This is a genomic window from Helicobacter sp. 16-1353 (genome assembly GCF_003288815.1).
Taxonomy (GTDB): domain Bacteria; phylum Campylobacterota; class Campylobacteria; order Campylobacterales; family Helicobacteraceae; genus NHYM01.
This window is the reverse complement of record NZ_NHYM01000005.1, coordinates 32,363-57,371: the sequence shown is the minus strand read 5'-3', so window position 1 is coordinate 57,371 and position 25,009 is coordinate 32,363. Positions and strand designations below refer to the sequence as shown.

Sequence of the window (25,009 nt, the reverse complement as noted above, 5' to 3'; positions counted from 1 at the left end):
ATGGTTGTAGTATTTAAAAGTCATTTATTGAATTGTGAAATAGATTCCAATATGTCTCATTTTCATTTACAGCAACTAGGCGATAGAATATTTGTGAAACTTATTAATGAATTAAACAAACAATTCAAGCTAAATAGCCCAGACTTTGATGATATGCTAAAGTATCTAGATGGCAAAGACTATGAGCGAGTTGTTAGATACAGAGATGCCTACAATTTTTTATTTAAACGAAGCAATTATAGTAATATGAATATAAATGCATTTTTAACAGTTTTAGAAAAAGCGAATTCCTATGGTGTGCAAGTTTGCATTAATGCTTAAAAATTGTAGAATCCTTAAATGAATTTTATAATGTTACTTTTGGAGTGAATATGGCAGCAAAGATTTTGTTACTAGAAGATGATTTTATGCTTTCTGAGATTCTATGTGAATTTTTAGAAGAACAAGATTTTGATGTAACGCATTGCGAAGATGCCACTAGTGCACTTAATTTGGCTTATGAAAAGAAATTTGATATTTGGATTCTAGATGTTAAGGTTCCAGAGGGTGATGACTTTCTGGAATCTAATTATTTGCCCGGTTTTGAATTACTCAAATCATTAAGAGAAGCAAATAAAACTACGCCTTGCATCTTTATAACTTCACTCTCAAGTATTAAGGATTTGCAAGATGGTTATATTGTGGGCTGTGATGATTTTATAAAAAAACCTTTCGAGCTTTTGGAATTAAAACTTAGAATCCAAACCCTCCTAAAAAGAGTTTTCTCCAATCGTATAGATGAATTTGAGGATTTTGGTAATGGAGTTAGATTCTATTTTGTCTCAAAAATGGTTTATTGCAATGATAAAGTCATATCACTTACACAAAAAGAGAGATTATTGTTAAATCTTTTATTACAAAATGCCAACTCCTATGTTTCTCAAAGCACTATTTTTGAGGAATTATGGGATATAGACCAAGAGCCTAGCGAGTTAAGTTTGCGTGCCTATATAAAAAATATTCGTAAGATTATAGGTAAGAATAAGATTGTAAATAGCCACAATAAAGGCTATTGCTATGTTCGATAACTCAAAAACAACAATAATTAAGATTCTATTGCTTTATCTAGGAACTAGTGCCATTTTTTTATGCATTGGATTCTACAACTCAATAACAAAAGAAACAGAAAATATTATTTTTGCACAAATGGCTGATTTACGAGATATTTCATTTGAGATTCATAATTATTTAAGAAAAAATAATAATGATGTAGATTCCGCGATACCAGAAATCTTGCAGCATATAAATACACCTTTTGCAATCTATGATAAAAATTACGATGTAATATTTTCTAATCTCTCACAGATTCCAGATATGGAGGGTTTAAGGAGAGGTTTTTATAATGCAAATGGAAAAATTATTGCAAATCCAAGCATTATCCCACATAGGGATAAAAAAGGTATGAAAAGAAAACCTCCGCCATTTCCTTATAAAATTTTTTTAGAAGATAGCAGTTTAGATTCCAAAATCTTATTTACAAAGTTGAAATTTAGCGGGTATTTTATACTTATTTTTGCTTTAATGGGGATTGTGGCTACTATACTAGTTCGTATGTTTTTAAAACCTATAAATGAATATATACAAACATTAGATACTTTTATAAAAGATACAACACACGAGATTAATACACCACTTAGCGTTATTTTAATGAGTATTGAGACATTGAAAAAAGATAATATAGAAGAGCAGAAAAAATTAGAGCGGATAAAACTAGCTTCCCTACAACTTAGCCAGATTTATAATGATTTAGTTGCATATAATTTTCCACATAGCATACAAAGTCCGGTAATAAAGCTTTCTTTGGATAGTATATTAAAAGAGAGATTGGATTTTTTTACACCATTTTTTATACAAAAAAAGCTAAATATATACACTAATATTAAGAATGCATATTTTGATGGCAGTAGGGAAAAATTCGTTCTTTTATTTGATAATCTCTTGAGTAATGCAATTAAATATAATTCCAAAGGCGGAAGTATAAATATAAGCTTAGAGCAAGGAAAGTTTGTATTACAAGATAGTGGAAAGGGCATAAACACTAAAGATTTAGATAAGATTTATGAGCGATATTCTAGGTTTAATAAAGATTCTGGTGGATTTGGCATAGGTCTATTTATAGTTAAAAAAATCTGCGATGAATATAATATTAATATAAATGTCAATACAAGCGATAAAGGCACTATATTTACATTGATATGGTAGGGTTGTTTTTAGATTCTTTAAGTTTTTGATATTTATATTTTATTGACAAAACTAAGTCATAATTTTATATTAGAATCTTTATAAAGGGTTTCAAAACAATGGCTAATCCAAAAATCTCTATTATTATCCCTATTTTTAACACGCAAGATTATCTCGCTCGTGCTATAGAATCTTGCTTAAATCAAACATATTTGAATCCAACTTTAAATCCAAATCCCTCCGGAGCGAATCAAAACGATATAGAAATAATACTAATCGATGATAAAAGCACGGATTCTAGCCTCCAAATCGCAAAAAGCTTTTTAGGCGATGAGCGAATAAAACTAATCCAAAATAAAACCAATCTAGGCACATTTCTAGCTAGAGCAGAGGGGATAAAAGTCGCAAGTGGCGAATATATATTATTTTTGGATAGTGATGATTATTTGCGTTCAAATGCACTTGAGTTATTGATGAATGATGATAGATTAAGGGGAGCGGATATTATCCATTTTGGGATTGAAAATGAGCCTTTTAAGCCACATTCCACAAAGCCAAAGATTCATACAAGAGAGATTGTGGGAGATGAAATCGCAAATGAGATTATTATAAAATCTTTTAAAACCTCGTGGCTAAATCTAGCCGGGAGAATCTATAAAACAGAACTAGTGAAAAATGCCCTAAAAAAGCTTGATTTTATAGATTCCCATCTTATTTCCTCCGAAGATACGATGCTATTTTTTATAATCTGCCTTTTGGCTAAGCGGAGCGTTGGGATTAGCGAAAATCTCTATATTTATTGTGAAAATATGACTTCCACAACAAGAAGCAAAGATATTGAAAAATTGGAGAAGCAAATTAGCGATAGGTTGCATTTGATAGATTTATTGGAGCAACTCTCAAATGATAAGGAGCTTAGCTCTCATAAGTATTTTTCCAAAGCTAGAGCAAATATTACCAATATGCTAAATTACTTTATTTGCTATTCTAAAAAATTTTTAAACAAGGATTTTAATGATACAATTTCACCATATTTAAAATACTCGTTTCTTTCGATGAAATATATCGCAAGATGGCAAACTATGGCTAAGATATTGATTTATCTATGCTCATCTAAAAAATTATGAAAAAACCTAATAAAAAGTGAAAAATTGTGAAGCTGAAAATTAAATTATTTTTAAAATTTTTATTTAATAAGATTGTTTCAAATAAGAATCTTAAAAATAATATATTGCGATTTTTTGGGCGAGATTATGAGCTAAGTAGCGAGGAATTAGAGCGACTTTTGAGTGAAACGGAGAATTTACAAAAGGATTTACGAATAGAGCAGGGTGATTTTATTGTATCGCTTACCACATTTCCAGCACGAATTGGAATATTAAAATACACACTAGATTCCATTAAAAAGCAAAGTTTGCAACCCAAAAAAATCATTCTATCGCTTAGCCTAGCGGAGTTTCCAAATAAGAATGTGCCAGATGAAATCTTGGCGTTTGAAAAATATGGGTTGGAGATTTTTTGGCATAGCGAGAATCTAAAGCAATATAATAAAATTATTCCAGTAATGCAAAAATACCCAAATGAGGTTATTGTAACCATTGATGATGATATTTATTATCCGCCAGATTTGCTAAAAGGTTTATTTGAGGCACATTTGAGCGATAAAAATGTCATTTGGACGCAAAGGGCTAGGCAAATCGCATTTGATAAAAACGCACTTGTTAAAATCTCTAAAATCGCTTTGGGAGATTCGCTAGATTCTAAGGATTCACTAGATTCTAAAGATTCCGCCAATTTGCCAGATTCTAATAAATTGCAAGATCCCGCAGATTCCGTGCGTTCGACGAATTCCACACATTTACAAGATTCCACAAATCAAGCAGATTCCACCCCTTTTCCCATTCTCTCATTTTCCACTTGGAAGCTAATCAAAAAAAATAATGCCAAATTCCAAAATCGCCCAGCTTTTGGGCTATTTTTAGAGGGTGTTGGGGGCGTTTTATATCCTCCACATTGCCTTTATAAAGACGCATTAGAAAGGGCGAAGTTTATGAGCCTATCGCCAAAAGCTGATGATATTTGGCTGTGGGCTATGGCGGTTTTAAATCGCACGAAAATCTCTGTGGTAGAAAATAATCTAATGGCAAATGGAAATGCAATGACAAGCCCCCCAGAGCTTACCTCGCTATGGCTTAATAATCTAATAAGTGGGAATGACACGCAGTTAAGGGCGGTGGTTAAGGCTTATCCGCAAATTTTAACGATTCTAGCGGAGGAAGTTTTAAAGGGGGATTTAGGGAGAGGCTCGGTTTATTTACAAGATTTATCAAAAGATTTGCCGGAAGATTCTAAGGATTCCGCAGATTTGGTAGAAAAAATACCAGCCGATTCGACGAATTTATCAAAAAAATCACAAAAAGATTCGGCAGATTCGCTTCATATTTTGCAAAAAATAAAGGAGGAGAGCATTTGAGAGTTTTGCAATTTGGTAAATTTTTTCCTCCTGATTTAGGTGGGATTGAGACGGTAATAGAGGATTTGACACTGGGCTTAAATAAGCGTGGGATTTCTTGTGATGTGCTATGCTCGAATTCCAAGCTAAAATATGAGGAATCTACTCTCCCTTGTGGGGCGAAAATTATGCGTTGTGCGTCATTTGGGAAGTTTGCCTCTACCTCGATTGCCCCACAGATGATTTTTAAATTACGCAAAATCATCGATAATTACGACATTATTCATATGCATTTGCCCGACCCTATGGCAAATCTCGCTTTGCTTTTGGCGAATTATAAAAATAAAATTATCATTTTGCATTGGCACTCGGATATTATCAAGCAAAAAAGGCTCTTAAAGCTATATTTACCCCTGCAACAAAAGCTTCTAAAAATCGCAACTGCCATTATCGCCACTTCTAATAAATATATCGAAGAATCTGCCTTTCTCCCCAAATTTAGAGATAAATGCGTGGGAATCCCAATTGGCGTAAATAAGGAATCTTTAGTGGCTGATGATGTCGATAAAGATATAATTAGATTCCCAAAAAATAAGAAAGTCATATTTTCGCTAGGGCGATTTGCCACAAATAAGGGCTTTGAATATCTAATAGAGAGTGCGAAATATTTAAGCGATGAATATGTAATTTTTATCGGTGGAAGTGGGAATGAGGCTTTAAAAAAGCAATTTGAAGAGCAAGTTAGAGCAGAGGGGCTAGAAAATAAGGTCTATCTAATGGGGCGAATCAAGCGAAATAATCTGCAATATTACTATAAAAACTGCCATATTTTCGCACTTCCCTCAATCCAAGAATCTTATGGAATCGTGCTAGTTGAGGCAATGAGCTTTGGTAAGCCCATAATCTGCACGAAGCTCTATCCATCGGGAAATGATTGGATAAATATGCATAATAAAACAGGATTAGTAATAGAATCCAAGAATCCACAGGCAATAGCAAAAGCAATAGAGGAAATAGAGAAAAATTATAACTACTTCGCAAATAACGCCTATAATCGCTATTTGGAGGAATTTAAACAAGAAACAATGATAGACAATATAATTAGTTTGTATAAAAAATTATTAAAAAATGGGAGAATCTAATGGGATTTATTATTCTTTTTGGGGGGAATTCATACGAGCATGAGATAAGCATCGTTAGTTCTATTACGCTTAAAAAAGAGCTAAAAAATATATCGGCATTTGTATTTTTGGATTCTAGTGGGAGCTTTTATCTAATCTCAAAAGAAAATATGAAATCAAAATATTTTGCTTTATTAGAGTATAAAAAAGCCCCGAAATTAGAGCTAACAAATGGCGGATTCTTGCAAAAAAGCCTAATGTCAAAAAAGATTCTAAAGGGTGTTGTAATAAATCTAATTCACGGGAAAAGTGGCGAAGATGGGCAGATTGCTGGAATCTTAGATTTTTATAATATTAGATTTATAGGTCCTAGATTGGAAGCTAGTGTTCTTAGCTTTAATAAAGAGCTAACCAAAATCTATGCAAAAAATCGCAATGTAAAGGTTTTGGATTATAAAATCTTGCGTAAAGGCGATGATTATAGCAATATGGATTTAACACTTCCGCTAATTTTAAAACCCGCACGACTTGGAAGCTCCATTGGAATCTCGCTTATAAAAGATATAGATGATATTGATTATGCATTAGATTGTGCATTTGAATTTGATGATACTGTAGTTGTAGAATCGTTTATTCCAGATATAAAGGAATATAATCTCGCTGGTTGCATTATCAATGATGAATTTGTGTTTTCTACTATTGAGGAAATTAAGAAAAATGAATATCTTGATTTTGATAAAAAATATTTGGATTTTGCCACTACTAAAAAGCTACAAGAAGCACAGATAAGCAATACATTGCGTGATAATATAAAAAATTCTTTTAAAAAGATTTACTTAAATTGTTTTGAGGGCTCTTTAATAAGATGCGATTTTTTTGCTATTAATGATGAGGTTTTTTTAAATGAGATTAATCCCATTCCGGGCTCTATGGCGTGCTATTTATTTGAAAATTTTGGGGGGATTCTAAATTCATTATCTATAAATCTACCAAGTAATGATGTATTAAATATACAATATAAATATATCTCCAAGATTCAGGCTATCAAAGGGAAATAATGGCATTAAAACATATTTCTTTAAATAATATGGAGTTTGATATTAGCTATATTATGCAAAATAATAAAAAGGATTCATTCGCAGTGTTTTTACACGGCTGGGGGGCGAATAAAGAGCTAATGCAAGATTGTTTTAAGGAATCTTTTAAAAATTACAATCATCTCTATATCGATTTGCCCGGATTTGGGAATAGCTCGAATTCATATATTTTAGATTCTAATGATTATCGTAATATAATAGAATCTTTTTTAATTGAGATAGATATTAAACCAACAATAATAATCGGGCATAGTTTCGGTGGAAAAATCGCCACTTTACTAAATCCTAAAATATTAGTTTTACTTAGCAGTGCGGGGATTCCTAAGGTTAGGAGTCTAAAAACGAAAATAAAAATTAGATTAGCCAAAATATGTAATTTCTTTGGTGTGAGTAGCAGAATCTTTCGCACAAAAGATGCACTAAATCTACCGCAAAATATGTATGAAATATTGAAAATTGTGATTAAAGAGGATTTTAGTGATATTTTTGGCAATTTTCATAATAAGGCTTTTATATTTTGGGGTGAAAATGACTATATAACGCCATTGTATATGGCAAATAAGATTCATAGTGTAATGAAGCATTCTAAACTCTATGTTTTAGAGGGCGACCATTACTTTTTTTTACATAATGCAAATAAAATAGATAGGATTGTGAATGGAAATGATGGAGTTAAGTAATAATATACTAGCACAGATTGTAAATATTATCTTTATGTTTTCAATTGGATATTATTTAGCACAGAATCTTCAATGGTATAACTACAATGTATTTCGTATTATAAGCAAACATAAGAAAATTAAATGGCATTTTATATATTTTATTATCCCTATTATTTTATTTTGTATCTTGGGAAATTATTTTTATATTTATCTTGTGATTCATATAATCTTACTTTTATTATGGCATTGCAAACTTGATAAAAAGCTCATTTGGACTAGTAGAATAAAGCGGTTTTTTGCTACATATATAATATTTTTACTTATAAGTTTTATCATTCTTATATATTTTGATATAACCAAATATATATTATTTATAGCACTATTATTAACCCTTATTACATCTTATATAAGTGAACTTATCATAATGAAGCAATACGAAAAACTAGCAATAGACAAACTTACTTCATTTTCTAATCTATCCATTATCGCAATTACGGCAAGCTATGGGAAAACAAGTATTAAAAATTTTCTTTATGCACTTTTATCTAAGAAATACAAAACTTACGCAACGCCACGAAGTGTAAATACTATAAATGGCATAATTAGCGATATTAATAATAATTTGGAAAGTGATTGTGAGATTTATATCGTAGAAGCAGGTGCAAGACAAAAAGGTGATATAGCGAAAATATCACATCTATTAAATCAGCATTATGCTATTATCGGCGAGATTGGTGAGGCACATTTGGCATATTTTAAAACATTAGAAAATATTAAAAATACCAAGTATGAATTATTGCAAAGCTCACGATTAAAAGAGGTATTTTTATATAAAAACAATGAGATTCCAAGTGGTGTATCAGCACCTATAACGACATTCCCTCCTGAGGTTATCGATATAGATAGTAATCTATCTGGAACAACATTTACCCTTAAACTAAATGATAAATTTTACACATTTCATACCAAAATATTAGGCACATTTAATATATCAAATCTATCAGTGGCGATTTTGATTGCTCTTAGATTTGGTATGAAGCCAAAGGAAATACAAGAGTTGGTTTCAAAGATTCAACCCATAGAGCATAGATTAGAAAAGATTGAAGCAAATGGCAAGATAATCTTAGATGATAGCTTTAATGGGAATCTAAATGGCATAAGAGAAGCCATTCGCCTTGCATCATTGCATAAAGGTGGAAAAAAGATTATCGTTACTCCGGGGCTTGTTGAAACTAGCATAGCAAATAATACTACTCTTGCGATTTTAATAGATAGTGTATTTGATATAGCTATTATTACAGGTGATTTGAATAGTAAGATTCTATCGCAAAATATATCCCAAGCACAAAAGATTGTTATCAAAGATAAGGCTAATCTAAATAATATCTTAAGCAGTATTTGCAAACAAGGAGATTTGATTTTATTCGCAAATGACGCTCCTAGCTATATATAAGGAATTGTAATGGATGTTTTATACGCACCTTGGCGAGAGAAATATTTTTCTAAAAGTGAAAGTAATTGTATATTTTGCGATATTGCTAAGAATCCTAATTTAGATACTCAAAATATGGTAGTGTATAGGAATGAGGATTTATTTATCGTTATGAATAAATATCCCTATACACCCGGACATATATTAATTGTGCCTATGTCGCATATAGATTCCCCAGAAAAACTGCCTAAGAATATTTGGCTAAATATGTTTAGCATTGCTCAAGATTCTATGAATATCTTGTATGATTATGGTGCTAGTGGTATCAATATGGGAATGAATATTAAATCCGCAGGGGGAGCTGGGATTCCCGAGCATTTACATCTTCATTTATTACCACGATGGAGTAGGGATACGAATTTCCTAACATCTATTGCAAATACCCGTTCTTATGGCGTTGATTTCAATGAGGTATATAATAAAATATATAATTTAGCAAAAAAATATCTAAAAGAAAGCAAAAAGTAGGGAATCTTATAAGATTCCCTAAAGGTAATTTGCTTTTTATATTATCGCATAGGTTACATTTATACAGGCTTTTATCTTTTTGAGCTCTTCTAATATATCCTCTCCAACATCGCTATCCACTATAATAGTTGCTAGAGCCTCTCCTTTATTATTGCGACCTAATCTAAAATCAGCAATATTTATATTATGTTTTTCCATAATCGTCCCTATATTCCCAATAACGCCCGGAACATCGGTATTTTTAAATAATATCATTTTGCCACTTGGTTCAATATCCACGCAGAATCCATTAATATCTATAATCCTCAATTTATCATCATCAAACACACAGCCACTAATGGATATATTACCTTCGGTTGTTATTACTTCTATAGTGATTAAATTTTTATAAACACTTGATAGGCTATCTTTTGTTTCCATATTTATATTAATGCCTCTATCTTTTGCTACAAATAAGGAATTAACATAGTTTATTTTATCGCCAAGTGAGTGCTTTAACATTCCTAGTGTTGCGAATGTGCCTAGTGATTCTATATATGGTGTTAATTTACCGCTACAAGTGATATTTAATGTCCTAATAACACCTTTTGTTATCTGTGATATAAAAAATGCAAGTTTTTGTGATAATTCTAAATATGGTTTTACAAAATATGGAATCTCATTTTCTTTTATTGGTAGATTTAGTGCATTTGGATAGCTACTTCCTCTAGCTGATTCTATAGCAGTAGTGGCAGCTTGAATGGATATTTTTTCCTGAGATTCCAATGTATTTGCACCGATATGTGGTGTAACATATATATTTGTTAAATCAAGCAAAGGATTATTTATAGCTGGTTCTTTTTCAAAAACATCAACCCCAATCCACCGAATCTTACCACTTTTAGCAGCCTCTAGTATATCGGCTTCATTATATAAACCACCCCTAGCACAGTTTATAAGTATCACCCCATCTTTCATTTTCGCTATTTCATTTTTGCTAATCATATTTTTTGTTTCACTATTTTTTGGAGTGTGGATTGTGATAATATCGCATTTTAAAATATCATCTAAATGTTTGGCACATTTCACGCCAGCATCAATCATTGTAGATTCTTTTAGATATGGGTCATATGCTATTACATTCATTTCAAAGGCTTTTGCACGAGCTGCCACTCTTGAGCCTATATTGCCAAATCCTATCACTCCTAGTGTTTTATCTTTTAATTCTGTTCCATACCAATCTTCTCGCTTCCAGATTCTATTATCTTTTAATTGCCTATCAGCACCCGGAAAATTTCTTACAGCATTTATTATATGTGCCATTGTTAGCTCAGTTGCTGCAATAGTATTTGCAGTAGGCACATTCATAACAATAATACCTTTTTTGCTACAAGTATCTATATCAACATTATCAACGCCAACTCCAGCACGAACGATTGCCTTTAGATTTGTAACAGATTGCAAAAATTTCTCACCAACTTCTGTTGAGCTTCTTGTTATCGCTACATCAGCATCTTTAAGCTTGGTTAAAAGCTTATCTTTAGGTAGATTGGAGTAATCTAATAATTCAATATCATTTTGTTTTTTTAAAAAATCCAATCCCGCAGTATGTATATGGTCGCAAACAATAATCTTGTATTTTGTCATCTTATATCCTTATTTTAATCTTATTTAATATGATAAGAAATATTGTATTTTTTTAGTTCGTTTATGAGCGTCTCTTTTAAGCCTTCTTTATTAAGAGCAACATCTAATGTTACAAAATCTGCCACTTTTGTATATGCAAATTTTATATCATTATTTTTTAATATCTCATTTAAACAAAAAAATTTATATGAATCTAGATTCTCTATGGTCAATATATTTGTTTTCTTTGCATTTGAAAAATCAAGAATGATAGCAAGCTCCGAAATAGGATAGCTAAAATCTGCTATATTTTTTGAAGCAAGGGAGCTAATCCAAGTAGATTTATTATCATCTTTAGGTTTATTTTTGATATGTATAAAATCACTACCTATAAAGCTTGTTTTAATATCCTCCATAGATAATTTGCCAATATACATATTGACAGCAATAAATAATGTTGCCAACATAATAATAAAAATGAAAAATAATAATATATTTATCACTGAATTCATTTCAATCTATCTTTTAAGATGTCTCCTAGTGTCATTTTTTCATTATTATTGTAATTTTTTATCTCATCTTGCTCTTTTTTTCTTGCTAATTTTTTTACCGATAATCGTATTTTGTTGTTTTCTATATCGATATTTGCAATACTTGCTTCTACATTATCACCAATTTTTAATTCATCTTTTTTAAGTGGCATTAAATCTTCATTTTTTATTAAAGCATCAATATCTTTATCTAATTCAATAAAGATTCCAAAATCCTTAATCTCAACGATTTTTCCAGATACAATATCGCCTAATTTATGTGTTTTACTAAAGATACTTACTGGGGATTCTAGAATGGCTTTTCTACTTAATGATATTTTTTCATTATCTTTGTCAATCTTTAGAATCTTAACTTCAACTTTATCTCCAACTTTTAATATATTTTTGCATTTCTCTTGCTTATTCCACGATAAATCTTCATTATGTAATAATCCATCAATATTGTTGAATCTAACAAAAGCACCAAAATCAGTAATAGTGGCTACTTCCCCGCTTAATACTTGACCTTCTTTGTATTTTTTAATAAATTGAGTAAATGGTTTGTCAGAAAGTTTTTTCAATGAAACCCTAAGCCGTTTTTTAGAAGGGTCAAGCTCTATTATCTCAACATCAATTTCTTGTCCAATTTGTAAGTAGTCATTAGGTTTTTTAATGTTTTTTTCCCAAGAAATTTCTGTAATATGCAAGAATCCCTCTATATCATTTCCTGCATCAACAAAAGCCCCATATTCACGAATGCTACTAACTACAGCTTTTATTGTATATCCTATTTTTAATTGATTTTCTATATCATTCCAAGGGTCGTCCTTTAATGCTTTAATCGATAAAGATAATTTTTGTTTTTCTTCATTATATTCTAGGATTTTTACCATCACCACATCGCCGATTTTATACAAACTTGCTGGATTTACAAAATTCTTATGAGAAATCTCAGATGAATGCACTAAACCCTCTACATCACCGATATTAACAAAGATTCCAAAAGGAGTGATATTTACAACTTCACCTTTAATTGGGGTATTTGATGCTAGAACCTCTTCTACTCTTTCTTTCTTTCTTTGATTTGTTACATCAAAATATTTTTTTCTTGAGACTATTATTCCATTGTCATCGACTTTTATGATACATACCTTTATTGGTTTTGATGATATTTTTGTATTTAGCTTAATAGCAGAATATTGTTTTGGCATAAAACATTCCACATCTTCTTCTTTCCACTTTACAATATAACCACCTTTGTTTTTATTAATAATTTCAACATCAATAATCATATCTTTATAATTATCTTTAATCTTTGCTACAACTTCCCTTATTTTAGCTTGTTTTAATGCCTGTTTGTAAGAAACCCTCTTGCGACCTTTAACATCACTCATAACTAAGTCAATCTCATCGCCTTCTTTAAAGATAACTTCACCTGCTTCATTCTTTATTTCATCAATTCTCATATTAGATTCTATTTTCTGCCCTATATCAATCATCACAGAATTATCATTTATTTTGATTATTTTGCCTTTTATTAGCGTGGAAGAATGATTATTTTCATTGCTATTTTTATCATTCTGCTCATAAAAAGATGCAAATTTTTCATAACTTTCCTTATCTTGAGTGCTTAGCTCAAAATCTTCTATTGTCTTTATTGCCATTATTTCCAACCTACTATTTAATTTTAAATATACAAAAAATCATTTGATTAATGTAATTTGTGTGATATTGTATAAAATATAAGTTAATAATTAGCTTACATAAAGCAGTATTTACTTTATTTAGAAGTGATATTTATAGTTGTGGAATATAGAATAATAGGCATCTCTAGAGTAGAGATGCTATAAGATTATAATTTTGTTTTGATAGTTTGGACTATTTTTGAAAATGAATTTGGATTAGTTATTGCCATATCAGCTAATACTTTTCTATCAAGTTCAATATTTGCCAATTTTAATCCATAGATGAATTTAGAATAACTTATATCATTTATCCTACAAGCGGCATTTATACGAATAATCCATAATCGTCTAAAATCTCGCTTTTTGCGTTTCCTATCGCGGAATGCATAACACATACTTCGCTCTAATTGTTCTTTTGCTTTTCTAAAATGCTTTCGTCGTCCGCTGTAGAATCCTCTAGCTAGTTTTAATATCTTTTTATGTCGTCGTCGTCGAACAACACCTGTTTTTACTCTCATTTTTTATCCTTTACCTTTATTTATTTTTTAGGTGGTAGCTTTTGCTTTTTGCTTCACTTGCCCAATATGGGGGATTTAGGCTTACGCCATACACAATAACTTTTTGACCTGTTTTACATTTGTCTCATCGACATAATGTGGTGCATTTAGATTCGCTTTTCTTTGCGGGGATTTTTTCGTTAAAATATGGCTTTTAAACGCCGCTCCTCGCTTGATTAGATTCTTTTTAACCTTGAATCTTTTTGCAGCACCTCGATTTGTTTTCATCTTAGGCATCAAAACTCCTTTTTTTAATTAAAAACGACAATAATATCACAATATCCCATAATTTTAGCTTATAAAATAAACTTATTTGAAACTATATTTCTTATCCATTTTTTAAAATATCCAAATATTTGCTTAGATTCTAATCACAAACCAAAAATTATTTATGATTATTTGGGTGAATGCTCTATTAAATCTATAAGAATCTTTGCTTCTTTTAAAAGTGAGATTCTCTGGTTTTTAATGTGATTTTCTAATACTTGCATTGCTAAATTCTGCTTAATTTGCCCGATATTTTTAGCTGAGATTCCTAGATTTATCAAATCATAGCCATTAATTTTTAGATTTATTTTTTTTGACATAGAATCTTTTTTGAATGCTTTTTTTAATTTTCTTGTATTTTTATTTAGTTTTGACTTGGCTTTTAGGGCATATTCTAGATTTTCTAATCCAAATTCAAATGATAGTTTTGATAGTAGAATCTCCCGTTTTTTAAATGTTTTTGGTGTTATTAATCGTGTAAAAATTTCTTGCATTAGGTATATTTTCTCTTTTAATCTTATATTTAAAAAATCTATATTTTTAAAGAATAAAAATGAAAAGTAGATTCTGCTATTACAATGAAGTAAATTAATATTTTTTGGTAATACTTCTACAATCTCACAAATATCGCATTCTCGCATAATCTTTAAGGCTTTTTTGGGATTTTTACCCTCTAAAATCTTAATTATTTCATTCCTAATTCTCTCCATACTAATATATTCTAATAAATGTTTATGTGTCTTAATTGCGGTTAATACATCATCACAAAGATTCAAATCAAATCTAGAACAAAATGCAAAAGCCCTTAAAATCCTAAGGGAATCCTCTACAAATCTATCATTAGGATTCCCAACACAATGCAAGATTCCATTTGAAATATCCAAGATTCCATTAAATTCATCAATAATTTTATTATCCAAAATATCATAAGCAAGGGCATTTATAGTAAAATCTCGCCTTTTTAAATCCTCTAAAATACTATTTTGAAAGAAAATGTTGTTTGGGTGGCGATTATCGATATAATTATCCTCACTTCGAAAAGTGGTAATTTCAAATTTTATTTCATCGATTATAACGCCAATTGTGCCGTATTGCTCGCCATTTCTAAAAATCTTATAATCACTCAATATTTCAATCATCGTATTTGGTGTAGCTGCAGAAGCCAAATCAAAATCATTTGGGATAATATCTAGGGCAAAATCCCGCACACAGCCACCTACTAAAAATAATCTATAGCCATTTTTAAAAAATATTTGAGCCAACTTTTGTGTTTGTGGTGGGAGATTTTTAATATTTCTATATATATTTTTAGTGGGATTTTTGGATATTTTTTTGATATTTCTACCTTGTTTTAGCTTATTTTATAGATATTATTTTATTTAGATTTTGATTTTCCGGTTTTAAATATCCCTCTTGTATTAGAATCTCAATAACTTCTTTTGCGATAGGAGTGGCAGTTTGCGAAGCATAGTAGCTACTTTTTGCACTAGATTCAAATACCACAACACCAATAGTATAATTTGATTTTTCATCTTTCGCGAAACCAAAAAATGAACCTATATATTTGTCGCTATATCTGCCTTTATCTGCGATTCTTGCTGTTCCTGTTTTCCCACCAACAATAATGCCATCAACTTTTGTTTTCTTTGCAGTTCCGTCCTCAACAGTTTTTATAAGTGTGTTTTGCATCGTATCGGCAGTATATACGCTAAGTATTTCTATCTTAGAATCAGGCTTATTAATATTGATTTTTTTATTATGTTGAGATAATGTATAATCCCTTAAATACGGGGTAACCAAATATCCACCATTAGCAAAAACCGCATAAGCACGAAGCATTTGTAGAAAAGTAACACGCATTCCATATCCATAAGATACGCTACCTTTATAAACATACGATTTTAATGTAGATTGAGATGGGATTAATCCATCTTTTTCATATGGTAAATCAACATTTGTAGGAAATGAGAATCCAAAGGCTTTAAGCCCATTATAATAAGTCCTATCATCGAGTCTTTGTGCCATTTGCACCATTCCTACATTGCTTGATAAAACTATGATATTTTCGGCACTCGCATATTGCTGTTTTATACTATCTCTAATAGTGTATTTTCCAAGCTTATAAACGCCATTATAGACATTAAAAATCTCATGTGGAGTAACTAATCGTTTTTCTAATAAAAGTGCATAAATAACGGGTTTCATTATACTTCCGGGCTCAAATGAGGTTTCCACAAAGCTAGGATTAAGTTTTGAGTAATCATTCGCACTAATATTTTTAGGGTCGAATCGCTGATTTGAAGCAAGGGCTAGAATCTTACCTGTATTAGAATCCATAATCCCAACAGCAATTTCTCTAGATTCTAGGTCTTTTGCTGCTTCATCTAATATGCTTTCTATTTTCTTTTGGAGTTTTAAAGATATGGTAAGAACGATATTTTGTCCGTCAATTTTTTGCTTTAATGTGGCGTCTTTGGATAAAATAATATTAAATCCTATATCTCTATTTCCCCTATATAATCCATCTTGTTTAGATTCTAAGGTAGAATCATAGAATTTTTCTACCCCTTTTATCCCCTTAGGTTTTGTAAATCCATCTGTTTCTAGTTTATTTGTATATCCTAAAATAGGCTCTATTAAGTCTTTATATAAATAATCCCTGCTCTCTCCACTAATCTCAATACTTAAACCAAACTTTGGCATAACCCTGCCATTTTCCTCATAGGAGCGAAAAATGCCATATTTGATTAATTTTTGATTAAGTTGTTTTAGATTCAATGCTGTTTTGGGGCTTACTTTATAAGATAAAATAATATTTCCATTACCATTCAATTTATCTGCTACATAGTTTTCATCCATACCGCTATAAATAGAAAAAAGTCGTATAAACAAATCCATTTTATCTGGGTCTATACTCTTTTTCATAACACTAACTTTATATAATTTCTTGCTACTTGCTAGATTAAAGCCATCATTACTATAAATAGTTCCCCTTTGTGATATTTCTTTTTTAGAAGATACTATGGTTGGGAGTTTTCTTGGTGTGGAGATTTTAAAATATGTTATAACTACAAATAAAATTAAGCATAATGATAGAAAGAAAAATATAAGGATAATGCCATTTGAGCGGTCTTTTATCGCATTTTGTGATTTATCAGTAGAATCCTCATTGGAGTTATTATCTTCAATATTATCATTAACATTCAAATCTCTATAATCTTGCATTAATAATTATACTTATGGTTTTTAAATTTGTGTTCTTAAGATTTCCTTATAGGCATTAATAGCCTTATTCCGGACTTCAAGCATTACTTTCATACTAGTTTCTGCTTTGCCTATTGCAATTGCAGCTTGATGTAAATCTTTCACTTGTCCTGTGGCAACATCACTTAAAGCTTGCTCTGAAGTTTTTTGCTGTGTATTTACCTCATCAATAACCTCTTTCATTGTATCCATAAAATTTTTTGTTGGAACTTTTTGAGTATTTCCTATATTAGGGGTTATATTGCCAATGTTTAAATTATCTAATTTTATATCTGCCAAGATGGAATCTCCTTAAAAATTTATGCTTGAAACATTATTATAGCATTATTTGCCATATTTTTTGCACTTTGAAAGGCAGCGACATTTGCTTGATAAGCTCTTGTAGCTTCTATCAAATCAGCCATTTCTATCACTGGATTTACATTTGGATACGCCACATATCCATTTGCATCGGCATCTGGGTGTCCGGGCTCATATTTCATAATAGGTGCTCTATCATCACGCACTATTTTATCCACATAAACGCTCATAATATTTGGCTTTGGTTCCTTGCCATAAACGCCCTCATTTAGTGGGTCTTCATATTCCAATAAATTATTATTTTCACCTAATTTTTTATTTAATTCTTTGTTAAAATCAAATGCCTTAAAAATAACTTCTTTTCGTCTATATGCTCCGCCTTCGTCTGTTCTTGTTGTATTCGCATTTGCAATATTTGAAGAAATGACATTTATTCTAAATCTTTGTGCTGATAATCCATAGCCACTTATATCAAAGCTACTTAAAAAAGCCATTATAAACTCCTCATTCAAATATTTTTAGAAGATTCCAAAGCATATGAAAAAATACTCTTATGTTTTTTATTTGCATTAATTAATGCATTATACATAACGGTATTTTTGCTAAGCTCACTTGTCTCAACATCTAAATCGACACTATTTCCATCATTTCTAGCTAAATGCCCATCTCTATAAAAAATACTAGCTTTATTATCACTCAAATCAAATGGCATCATATGACCTTTGTTTGTCCTAGCTAGTTCTAATTCATTTGAAGAAATATTTTTAAAAACCCTATTTGCTTCTTTTGCCAAATAAGATTCAAAATCTATATCTTGGGGGCGATAAAAGGGCGTATCGACATTTGCGATATTACTAGCGATTAAATCCTGTCTCAAAGAGCGGTAATCTAACGCCTTATTTACGATACCATAAGCTTTGCTTATTTCAAAAATAGCCATTCTGGAATCCTTCCTAAAAATTATAAAATTTATAGTTGGTATTAAGCAATATTTATTCCATTATGAATAAATCTATATTTACTCTACAAAACTTTATAAAATTTTAATTAATAATGTAGAATAATACTAAATTAAAAATTTTTGGAGTGCGATAAATGACAATATTTGAAAAAATTGTAAGTGGTGAGATTCCATCAAAAAAAGTTTTGGAAAATGATGATTTTTTAGCCTTTTATGATATTAATCCAAAAGCCCCAATCCATATACTTGCTATACCGAAAGTTTGTATTAAGGATTTTCATAGTGCGGATTCTGCAATGTTAGGAAAACTAAGCGAGTTTATACAAGAAGTCGCAACAAAAGTTGGACTTGATAAAACAGGCTATAGGGTAATCTCAAATATTGGATTTGATGGTGGACAGGAAGTGCCACATTTACATTTTCACATACTTGGCGGTGCAAAGCTAAGATTCGATAATCTAGCATAAGGGAGAAATAACATATGAAGCATATAAGAAAAATTGGTGAATATGGGATTATAGGTAGTATCGGCATTGGTGCATTATTAGCATTAACAGGTTGTAATACGCAAGATAATAATAATCAAGCAAATGTTGCTAATAGCGTCAAAAAAGGTGCATTTGTAGTTATCGAAGAGCAACAAGATGGTAGCTATAAAATACTCGAAGAATATCCAAGTGAAACCACAAGAGTATTATTAAAAGCAAAAGATGGCACAGAGCGAATGCTCTCACAAGAAGAGATTGATAAAATGCTACAAGAGGAAGAAAAGAAAATAGATAATGGAACTTCCGAGCTCACAAATCCCACAGGAACAGGACTATCTCTCGGTCAAGCCATACTTGCATCTGCGGCTGGAGCTATCGTCGGTAGCTGGATAGGAAGTAAATTATTCAATAATCAAAATTATCAATCCCAACAAAGAACAAATTACAAAAGCCCACAAGCATACGAAAGAAGTAAAAATTCATTTAGTGCCGCAAGAAATACAGCGAGCACAGGTAGAGCCACATCAAGCACTGGAAGAAGCGGATTTTTTGGTGGGGGAAGTGGCGGCACTCAAAATGCAGTTGGTGGGTAAATAGAATTTAAGTTTAAAATCTCTATCAAGTAAAATAATCAAAATTATCAATCTTATAATAACCCTAATATGGCGATGGCAATTATCGACAAAGCTCAATTAAAAAGCATTTTGTGGATATAAGCTGTTGAATAGCTTTTGAGCGTGTAGCTTGGCTTAAAAATATCTTTGGCTTTGGTGTAAAATTGGATTAATCTAGCTTGGATTTGGCTGGAATCTATTTTGGAATCTTGGTGAAAAATAGCTTAGAATCTGGCGAAACATAATTTACAAGGATATATAAAATTAGGCAAAGATAATGAACAATATGAATATATCTTAAATTTTCCCACAAAATATCATTGGAAACTTCCAAGCAAAAAATATTTAGCAAAAGTTGATATTCCTGTGGAAATATGGCAATTCAACCCAATAGCCAAAGATGATTTATATGACAACTTCAAGAATAAATTTCTAAAATTAGAAGATGAATTTATCAAAAAAGAAACCAAGATTAGAATAACGGAGATTCGAAAAATAAAAGAAGCATTATTAAGCAGAGATGATATTTGCAGAATGAGTGCTCTTAAAGAAGTTAATGGTATAGGCGAAAAAACCCTTGAAAAAGTGTTTAATTTCATTAAAGATTATGAGAAAAATAGCAAAAAAGCAAATGATAGTTTATATTTATTTTAATAGGAAACGTTGAATCTAAGTGCAAATTTTGCTAAAAGCTAGATTCTTACAAAAATCTAGCTTAAAATAATTTTATGCGAGAATCTTGCCAAGATTCTATATTTCTTTTCCTAAGTTTTGCGTCTATGAAAACTTAGGTCGTAATTACGATAAATCTATCCTTTAGGAAGATTTGGCTAATTTTCCTTTTTTAAATACTACCATTTAAGCTGGTGTTTTGCTTTTTTTCGAGTTTTTTATCCAACTCCACATAGAATTTTAAATTGAATGGCAACGGAAAATTTCTGTATTGAGCCAACAATCGCTATAAAACCCACTTTAAAAATGCATTATAAACCATATTTGCTACTTTGTTAAAGAATGTAAAATTACTAAAAGCGATTATATGTGGAATGGTATAAAATATTGGCTAATATGGGGTATTAGGGGAAAATAGGAAATAATCTAATATAGAATCTTAGAATCTAAAAAATGCCAAATATAGAATCTTATTTAAAATCCTAAAATGCATAGAAAGCAATAAATCGCACCAAATTCGCCCTAAATTTCCCCCACGCTTTGGCTCTGCATAAACGCCAACAGCGGGTTAATCACCAAGTCCAAGTTGCCAGAAAGCATAATCTCTTCCAAGCTATAAAGCGTAATTCCAGCTCTATGGTCGGTTAGGCGATTTTGCGGGTAGTTATAAGTGCGGATTCGCTCGCTTCTATCGCCACTGCCGACTTGCTCTTTGCGATTTTTCCCTGCTTCTTGCATTTTCGCTTCTAGCTCTAGCTCGTAAATTCTAGCCTTTAGGATTTTCATTGCCTTATCTTTATTTTTATGCTGGGATTTCTCATCTTGCATTGAGACGCTAATGCCAGTTGGGATATGCGTAATTCGCACAGCTGAATCTGTGGTATTCACACTCTGTCCGCCATGTCCACCAGAGCGGAAAACGTCGACTTTCAAATCGCTTGGATTGATATTTATATCCACATCTTCGACCTCTGGCATAATGGCAACGGTTACTGCCGAAGTGTGGATTCTCCCCTGCGACTCGGTGTCTGGCACTCTTTGCACTCTATGTGTGCCGCCCTCGTATTTTAGGTGAGAATATACGGCATTGCCCTTAATTAGGGCGATTACCTCTTTGTATCCGCCGACATTATTCTCGCTTGAGCTCATAATTTCGACTTTCCAGCCCTTAGATTCCGCATATCTCACATACGCTTTGAATAAATCCCCCACGAAGATTCCAGCCTCATCGCCCCCAGTCCCAGCACGAATCTCCAAGTAGACATTGCGATTGCTATTTGGGTCTTTTGGAATAAGGAGAATCTTAATTTCCTCTTCTAGCTCGGCTTTTTTAGCTTCTAAAATCTTAATTTCTTCTTTCGCCAAGTCGCCTAAATCCTTATCATCAAGCAAACTTTTATTGCCCTCGATAGATTCTAGCGTGGAGAGATATTCTTTAGCTTTTTGGACTAGGTCGTTTAGGTCGCTCTGCTCTTTGGTGAGTTTGCTAAGGAGTTTGATGTCTGATACGACCTCCGGCTTGAGTAGCTCAGCGGTGATTGCGTCGTATCGCTCGATTAGTGGGAGAAGTTTATCTATAATCATTTAGATTCCAGCTTGTTGGCGTTAAATTGGGCGTTTAAAGTGGCTTTAAATTTGGCGTTAAATAGCACTTTAAAGCACTTTTTCAAGCCACAAAATCGCTTAAGCTTTTGCGATTTTCTTAACGCTCTCGTTTAGCCGTGAAACCTTCCTAGCAGCGGTATTTTTGGATAAAATCCCCTTGCTTACGAATTTATGAAGATTCTTGTTTGCCACTTTAAGTGCGTTATTTGCGGCTTCTATGTCGTTATTTGAGACTGCCTCACGCACATCTTTAATGATATTTTTCATCTTGGTTTTGTAGAATCTGTTTCGCTTAGTTTTCTTTAGCGTCTGCCTAATTCGCTTTTCTGCTGATTTGTGATTTGCCATTTATTCCTCTTAAAAGATAAAATTAAAAGCTAGTATTTTGCCACTTTTTTATTTAAAGCAAAATTAAAATTTAATTACTTTTTGGCTAGAATTGCATAATTTTTACTTTATTTTTTAAGGCGATTGAATGAAAATATTTGGCACAGATGGGATTCGTGGCGAAGCTGGGAAGGATATAACGCCATTTACTGCCCTTAGAGCGGGACTAGCGGCTGGAATCTATTTTAAGAAAAATACAAATAAGATTCTAATTGGCAAGGACACGAGGCGGAGCGGATATATGATTGAAAATGCGATGGTGTCGGCTCTAACCTCGCTTGGATATAATGTAATCCAAATCGGTCCTATGCCGACTCCGGCGATTGCCTTTTTGACCGAAGATATGCGGTGTGATGCGGGGATTATGATATCTGCGTCGCATAATCCATTTTATGATAATGGCATAAAGTTTTTTGACCATTCTGGCTACAAGCTTGATGAGAGCAAGGAAGAGCAAATCGAGCAGATTTTTAATGATATAGATTTTATGAAAAGCCACTTTAAAACTCGCACACAAATCGGCTACTCAAAGCGAATCGACGATGTTGTCGGGCGATACATCGTGCATATTAAAAACTCATTTCCAAAGAATCTAAACCTAAAAAATATCCGCATAGTCGTAGATACCGCGAATGGAGCTGGATACAAGGTCGCTCCAATCATATTTAACGAGCTTGGAGCTGATGTAATCACCATAAACGACGAGCCAAATGGCTACAATATCAATGAATCTTGCGGTGCGATGCATCCGGAAAATTTGAGTAAAAAAGTCGTGGAGTTTCGTGCTGATGTGGGATTCGCCCTTGATGGTGATGCTGATAGGCTAGTCGTGGTCGATGATAAGGGCGAAGTGGTGAATGGAGATAAGATTCTAGGGGCGTTGGCGTTGTTTTTGAAAAATGAGAAAAATCTCCTAAATAACGGCATTGTAAGCACGATAATGAGTAATTTGGCGTTGGAGGAATTCCTAAAAAAGCAAAAAATCGATTTAATTCGCTCGAATGTGGGCGATAAATTCGTCCTAGAGGCGATGATAAAAAATAATTATAATTTCGGTGGCGAACAGAGCGGACATATCATATTTAGCGATTATTCCAAGACGGGCGATGGCATTGTGAGTGCCTTGCAAGTCTTGGCGTTAATGGTGAAGCATAATAAAAAAAGTAGCGAGATTCTCAACCCATTTGAGCTATATCCGCAAGTGCAGAAAAATATCAATGTGGCGGTTAAAAAGCCACTTTCTACTTTGGAAAATGGCTATTTGAAGCTGATTTCGCCTGAAATCCGCCATGTTATCCGCTACTCTGGCACCGAAAATAAGCTAAGAATCTTGCTAGAGGGCAAGAATCCAGCGAAGCTAGAATCTACTTTGAGCGATTTGGTGGCATTTTTTAAAAAAGAGATTTGCTAGGGAATGGGGAAATTGCGTAAGATTTGGGGGCTTTCTGCGGATTCCGTGAATCTTGGGCGAAATTTAGATTCTAATTTAGGGCGAGATTCTACGAATCTAAAGCAGAATCTAGATTCCAAAGATTCCAAGCAGAATCCAAACTCCAGCCGAATCCAAATCGCCTTTTTTATCGCCGGAATCGCCATTTTTCTAATAGACCAAATCATAAAAATCATTATTCTGCATTACGCCACTTTCGCAAATCCCATTTGGCAATCGCAAATAATCGACATCGTGCTAGTTTTCAACAAAGGCGTTGCATTCTCGCTTGGGAGCTTTTTTGGGGCGTGGCTAAAGTGGATTTTGCTCGCCTTGCTTTGCGTGATGATTGTTCTCATTTTAAAAAGCGAGGATTTTTTTAGCGATTATTATTTGCCGCTTGGTATGATTATTGGTGCTGGGTTTGGGAATTTGGTCGATAGATTCACGCACGAGGGCGTTGTAGATTATATTTTTTGGCATTTTGGCTTTAATTTCGCGGTGTTTAACTTTGCAGATTCTGTCATAAATATCTGCATTTTTTATATGATTTGCCATTATATTTTTTGCCAAATTAAGGCAAAAAAGTAAAAAATTAAGCTTTATTTGCTATAATTACCGCTTTATTTTTGGCTTGTCTTTTTGCGATAAATTAGGGAGTTCGCTTCTTGCCTTTTCAATAGGCGTCTAGCCTTATTTCAAAGGCTCGAAGCTTCACAACCCCAATTTCTAATCAAAAATACTTCGCCTTAGATTTTTAACTAATCTTAAAACGAAATGTTAAAAAATGGTGTTTTATTAGAATCGTCTGTTTTTTATCGCAAAAAGCCAAGCCGTATTATGGTCGCGTAGCTCAGTTGGTAGAGCACTACCTTGACATGGTAGTGGTCGTTGGTTCGAGTCCAATCGTGGCCACCATTTTTACATTTTTAAATATTGATTTTAATTTTACAGCCGATATTTGAAAATTAAGTTTTTACAAGCAAATTTAGCCGGGGACATGGTAGAAGTCGTTGTTTTCAGCGTCCAATCGTGGCACCATTAAAAAAAAATAAAAACGCATTTGCAAAATTTAAAATTTGCGAGAATCTTTGAGGATTTTTGAAAATTTTAAAACCCAAATTTTAAAGGCA

The 25,009-nt window shown here is 32.2% G+C and carries 27 protein-coding genes and 1 tRNA gene; 16 read left to right on the top strand and 12 right to left on the bottom strand.

From position 1 onward, the window contains the following. From CCY99_RS04250 to CCY99_RS04205, 10 genes are all read left to right on the top strand, one after another. Positions 1–321 (top strand): hypothetical protein, encoded by a 321-nt coding sequence (locus CCY99_RS04250; RefSeq protein WP_112060174.1) that lies wholly within the window; start codon positions 1–3, stop codon positions 319–321. A gap of 50 nt (positions 322–371) precedes the next feature. After that, positions 372–1,067 carry a response regulator transcription factor gene (locus tag CCY99_RS04245; RefSeq protein WP_112060173.1) on the top strand — a complete coding sequence of 232 codons (696 nt, stop codon included), beginning with the start codon at positions 372–374 and terminating at the stop codon, positions 1,065–1,067. Beyond that, entirely contained in the window at positions 1,057–2,241 is a 1,185-nt protein-coding gene (locus tag CCY99_RS04240) for a HAMP domain-containing sensor histidine kinase (RefSeq protein WP_112060172.1), read from the top strand. The genes CCY99_RS04245 and CCY99_RS04240 overlap by 11 nt, the downstream gene beginning before the upstream one ends. A gap of 98 nt (positions 2,242–2,339) precedes the next feature. Continuing rightward, positions 2,340–3,347 carry a glycosyltransferase family A protein gene (locus CCY99_RS04235; protein WP_112060171.1) on the top strand — a complete coding sequence of 336 codons (1,008 nt, stop codon included), beginning with the start codon at positions 2,340–2,342 and terminating at the stop codon, positions 3,345–3,347. A 26-nt stretch (positions 3,348–3,373) separates the two neighbouring features. Beyond that, positions 3,374–4,693: a hypothetical protein gene (locus CCY99_RS04230; protein ID WP_112060170.1), complete on the top strand. Its 1,320-nt coding sequence runs from the start codon at positions 3,374–3,376 to the stop codon at positions 4,691–4,693. Further along, positions 4,690–5,814, top strand: a complete 1,125-nt coding sequence (locus CCY99_RS04225; RefSeq protein ID WP_112060169.1) for a glycosyltransferase — start codon at positions 4,690–4,692, stop codon at positions 5,812–5,814. The genes CCY99_RS04230 and CCY99_RS04225 overlap by 4 nt, the downstream gene beginning before the upstream one ends. Then, positions 5,814–6,851 carry a D-alanine--D-alanine ligase gene (locus CCY99_RS04220; RefSeq protein ID WP_112060168.1) on the top strand — a complete coding sequence of 346 codons (1,038 nt, stop codon included), beginning with the start codon at positions 5,814–5,816 and terminating at the stop codon, positions 6,849–6,851. Before CCY99_RS04225 ends, CCY99_RS04220 begins: the two co-directional genes overlap by 1 nt. After that, positions 6,851–7,570 (top strand): alpha/beta hydrolase, encoded by a 720-nt coding sequence (locus CCY99_RS04215; RefSeq protein ID WP_112060167.1) that lies wholly within the window; start codon positions 6,851–6,853, stop codon positions 7,568–7,570. The genes CCY99_RS04220 and CCY99_RS04215 overlap by 1 nt, the downstream gene beginning before the upstream one ends. Further along, positions 7,548–9,005, top strand: a complete 1,458-nt coding sequence (murF, locus tag CCY99_RS04210; protein ID WP_258443387.1) for a UDP-N-acetylmuramoyl-tripeptide--D-alanyl-D-alanine ligase — start codon at positions 7,548–7,550, stop codon at positions 9,003–9,005. Before CCY99_RS04215 ends, murF begins: the two co-directional genes overlap by 23 nt. A 9-nt stretch (positions 9,006–9,014) precedes the next feature. Then, positions 9,015–9,512 carry an HIT domain-containing protein gene (locus CCY99_RS04205; protein WP_112060166.1) on the top strand — a complete coding sequence of 166 codons (498 nt, stop codon included), beginning with the start codon at positions 9,015–9,017 and terminating at the stop codon, positions 9,510–9,512. Between the two features lie 36 nt (positions 9,513–9,548). Here the strand turns inward: CCY99_RS04205 and serA are convergent, their stop codons facing one another. The 10 genes from serA to flgB all read right to left on the bottom strand — a co-directional run bounded on the left by serA (position 9,549) and on the right by flgB (position 18,660). Continuing rightward, positions 9,549–11,138 carry a phosphoglycerate dehydrogenase gene (gene serA, locus CCY99_RS04200; RefSeq protein WP_112060165.1) on the bottom strand — a complete coding sequence of 530 codons (1,590 nt, stop codon included), beginning with the start codon at positions 11,136–11,138 and terminating at the stop codon, positions 9,549–9,551. Between the two features lie 20 nt (positions 11,139–11,158). Further along, positions 11,159–11,629 (bottom strand): hypothetical protein, encoded by a 471-nt coding sequence (locus CCY99_RS04195; RefSeq protein WP_112060164.1) that lies wholly within the window; start codon positions 11,627–11,629, stop codon positions 11,159–11,161. Beyond that, a complete protein-coding gene (locus CCY99_RS04190; protein WP_112060163.1) occupies positions 11,626–13,311 on the bottom strand; it encodes a 30S ribosomal protein S1 in 1,686 nt (561 codons plus the stop codon). The genes CCY99_RS04195 and CCY99_RS04190 overlap by 4 nt, the downstream gene beginning before the upstream one ends. A gap of 188 nt (positions 13,312–13,499) precedes the next feature. Beyond that, positions 13,500–13,850: a 50S ribosomal protein L20 gene (gene rplT, locus CCY99_RS04185; protein ID WP_112060162.1), complete on the bottom strand. Its 351-nt coding sequence runs from the start codon at positions 13,848–13,850 to the stop codon at positions 13,500–13,502. Positions 13,851–13,931: 81 nt separating this feature from the next. Next, positions 13,932–14,126 carry a 50S ribosomal protein L35 gene (gene rpmI, locus CCY99_RS04180; RefSeq protein ID WP_112060161.1) on the bottom strand — a complete coding sequence of 65 codons (195 nt, stop codon included), beginning with the start codon at positions 14,124–14,126 and terminating at the stop codon, positions 13,932–13,934. Between the two features lie 158 nt (positions 14,127–14,284). Next, positions 14,285–15,418: a CCA tRNA nucleotidyltransferase gene (locus CCY99_RS04175; RefSeq protein WP_112060160.1), complete on the bottom strand. Its 1,134-nt coding sequence runs from the start codon at positions 15,416–15,418 to the stop codon at positions 14,285–14,287. Between the two features lie 94 nt (positions 15,419–15,512). Beyond that, the gene (locus CCY99_RS04170; RefSeq protein WP_112060159.1) at positions 15,513–17,381 is read right to left on the bottom strand and encodes a penicillin-binding protein 2; all 1,869 of its coding nucleotides are present in this window, start codon (positions 17,379–17,381) and stop codon (positions 15,513–15,515) included. Positions 17,382–17,402: 21 nt separating this feature from the next. Then, on the bottom strand, positions 17,403–17,648 hold the full coding sequence (gene fliE / locus CCY99_RS04165) for a flagellar hook-basal body complex protein FliE (protein ID WP_258443451.1): 246 nt from the start codon (positions 17,646–17,648) through the stop codon (positions 17,403–17,405). A gap of 71 nt (positions 17,649–17,719) precedes the next feature. Next, positions 17,720–18,214: a flagellar basal body rod protein FlgC gene (gene flgC, locus CCY99_RS04160; protein ID WP_112060158.1), complete on the bottom strand. Its 495-nt coding sequence runs from the start codon at positions 18,212–18,214 to the stop codon at positions 17,720–17,722. Between the two features lie 14 nt (positions 18,215–18,228). Further along, a complete protein-coding gene (gene flgB / locus CCY99_RS04155) occupies positions 18,229–18,660 on the bottom strand; it encodes a flagellar basal body rod protein FlgB (RefSeq protein WP_112060157.1) in 432 nt (143 codons plus the stop codon). A 155-nt stretch (positions 18,661–18,815) separates the two neighbouring features. Here flgB and CCY99_RS04150 point away from each other — a divergent pair, with 155 nt between their 5' ends. The 3 genes from CCY99_RS04150 to CCY99_RS04140 all read left to right on the top strand — a co-directional run bounded on the left by CCY99_RS04150 (position 18,816) and on the right by CCY99_RS04140 (position 20,437). Further along, positions 18,816–19,148 carry a histidine triad nucleotide-binding protein gene (locus CCY99_RS04150; RefSeq protein ID WP_112060156.1) on the top strand — a complete coding sequence of 111 codons (333 nt, stop codon included), beginning with the start codon at positions 18,816–18,818 and terminating at the stop codon, positions 19,146–19,148. A gap of 14 nt (positions 19,149–19,162) precedes the next feature. Beyond that, positions 19,163–19,762, top strand: a complete 600-nt coding sequence (locus CCY99_RS04145) for a UPF0323 family lipoprotein (protein ID WP_112060155.1) — start codon at positions 19,163–19,165, stop codon at positions 19,760–19,762. A 387-nt stretch (positions 19,763–20,149) separates the two neighbouring features. Next, positions 20,150–20,437, top strand: coding sequence for a hypothetical protein (locus CCY99_RS04140; protein WP_112060154.1), 288 nt, complete (start codon positions 20,150–20,152; stop codon positions 20,435–20,437). Between the two features lie 540 nt (positions 20,438–20,977). Here the strand turns inward: CCY99_RS04140 and prfA are convergent. Together prfA and rpsT are read right to left on the bottom strand one after the other, a co-directional pair. After that, entirely contained in the window at positions 20,978–22,039 is a 1,062-nt protein-coding gene (gene prfA, locus CCY99_RS04135; protein ID WP_112060153.1) for a peptide chain release factor 1, read from the bottom strand. 99 nt (positions 22,040–22,138) lie between these two features. Further along, positions 22,139–22,408 carry a 30S ribosomal protein S20 gene (gene rpsT, locus CCY99_RS04130; RefSeq protein ID WP_112060152.1) on the bottom strand — a complete coding sequence of 90 codons (270 nt, stop codon included), beginning with the start codon at positions 22,406–22,408 and terminating at the stop codon, positions 22,139–22,141. A 127-nt stretch (positions 22,409–22,535) separates the two neighbouring features. Between rpsT and glmM the strand changes: the two genes are divergently transcribed. The 3 genes from glmM to CCY99_RS04115 all read left to right on the top strand — a co-directional run bounded on the left by glmM (position 22,536) and on the right by CCY99_RS04115 (position 24,794). Further along, a complete protein-coding gene (gene glmM, locus CCY99_RS04125) occupies positions 22,536–23,858 on the top strand; it encodes a phosphoglucosamine mutase (RefSeq protein WP_112060151.1) in 1,323 nt (440 codons plus the stop codon). 12 nt (positions 23,859–23,870) lie between these two features. Beyond that, positions 23,871–24,467, top strand: coding sequence for a signal peptidase II (gene lspA, locus CCY99_RS04120; protein WP_181646838.1), 597 nt, complete (start codon positions 23,871–23,873; stop codon positions 24,465–24,467). A gap of 251 nt (positions 24,468–24,718) precedes the next feature. Next, a tRNA-Val gene (locus CCY99_RS04115) sits at positions 24,719–24,794 on the top strand. The last annotated feature ends 215 nt before the right edge of the window (positions 24,795–25,009 follow it).

Coding starts and splice junctions, on each gene's coding strand:
- CCY99_RS04250 (WP_112060174.1), top strand. CDS start 1: ATGGTTGTAGTATTTAAAAGTCATTTATTGAATTGTGAAATAGATTCC.
- CCY99_RS04245 (WP_112060173.1), top strand. CDS start 372: ATGGCAGCAAAGATTTTGTTACTAGAAGATGATTTTATGCTTTCTGAG.
- CCY99_RS04240 (WP_112060172.1), top strand. CDS start 1,057: ATGTTCGATAACTCAAAAACAACAATAATTAAGATTCTATTGCTTTAT.
- CCY99_RS04235 (WP_112060171.1), top strand. CDS start 2,340: ATGGCTAATCCAAAAATCTCTATTATTATCCCTATTTTTAACACGCAA.
- CCY99_RS04220 (WP_112060168.1), top strand. CDS start 5,814: ATGGGATTTATTATTCTTTTTGGGGGGAATTCATACGAGCATGAGATA.
- CCY99_RS04215 (WP_112060167.1), top strand. CDS start 6,851: ATGGCATTAAAACATATTTCTTTAAATAATATGGAGTTTGATATTAGC.
- murF (WP_258443387.1), top strand. CDS start 7,548: ATGGAAATGATGGAGTTAAGTAATAATATACTAGCACAGATTGTAAAT.
- CCY99_RS04205 (WP_112060166.1), top strand. CDS start 9,015: ATGGATGTTTTATACGCACCTTGGCGAGAGAAATATTTTTCTAAAAGT.
- serA (WP_112060165.1), bottom strand. CDS start 11,138: ATGACAAAATACAAGATTATTGTTTGCGACCATATACATACTGCGGGA.
- CCY99_RS04195 (WP_112060164.1), bottom strand. CDS start 11,629: ATGAATTCAGTGATAAATATATTATTATTTTTCATTTTTATTATTATG.
- CCY99_RS04190 (WP_112060163.1), bottom strand. CDS start 13,311: ATGGCAATAAAGACAATAGAAGATTTTGAGCTAAGCACTCAAGATAAG.
- rplT (WP_112060162.1), bottom strand. CDS start 13,850: ATGAGAGTAAAAACAGGTGTTGTTCGACGACGACGACATAAAAAGATA.
- rpmI (WP_112060161.1), bottom strand. CDS start 14,126: ATGCCTAAGATGAAAACAAATCGAGGTGCTGCAAAAAGATTCAAGGTT.
- CCY99_RS04170 (WP_112060159.1), bottom strand. CDS start 17,381: ATGCAAGATTATAGAGATTTGAATGTTAATGATAATATTGAAGATAAT.
- flgC (WP_112060158.1), bottom strand. CDS start 18,214: ATGGCTTTTTTAAGTAGCTTTGATATAAGTGGCTATGGATTATCAGCA.
- flgB (WP_112060157.1), bottom strand. CDS start 18,660: ATGGCTATTTTTGAAATAAGCAAAGCTTATGGTATCGTAAATAAGGCG.
- CCY99_RS04150 (WP_112060156.1), top strand. CDS start 18,816: ATGACAATATTTGAAAAAATTGTAAGTGGTGAGATTCCATCAAAAAAA.
- CCY99_RS04145 (WP_112060155.1), top strand. CDS start 19,163: ATGAAGCATATAAGAAAAATTGGTGAATATGGGATTATAGGTAGTATC.
- prfA (WP_112060153.1), bottom strand. CDS start 22,039: ATGATTATAGATAAACTTCTCCCACTAATCGAGCGATACGACGCAATC.
- rpsT (WP_112060152.1), bottom strand. CDS start 22,408: ATGGCAAATCACAAATCAGCAGAAAAGCGAATTAGGCAGACGCTAAAG.
- glmM (WP_112060151.1), top strand. CDS start 22,536: ATGAAAATATTTGGCACAGATGGGATTCGTGGCGAAGCTGGGAAGGAT.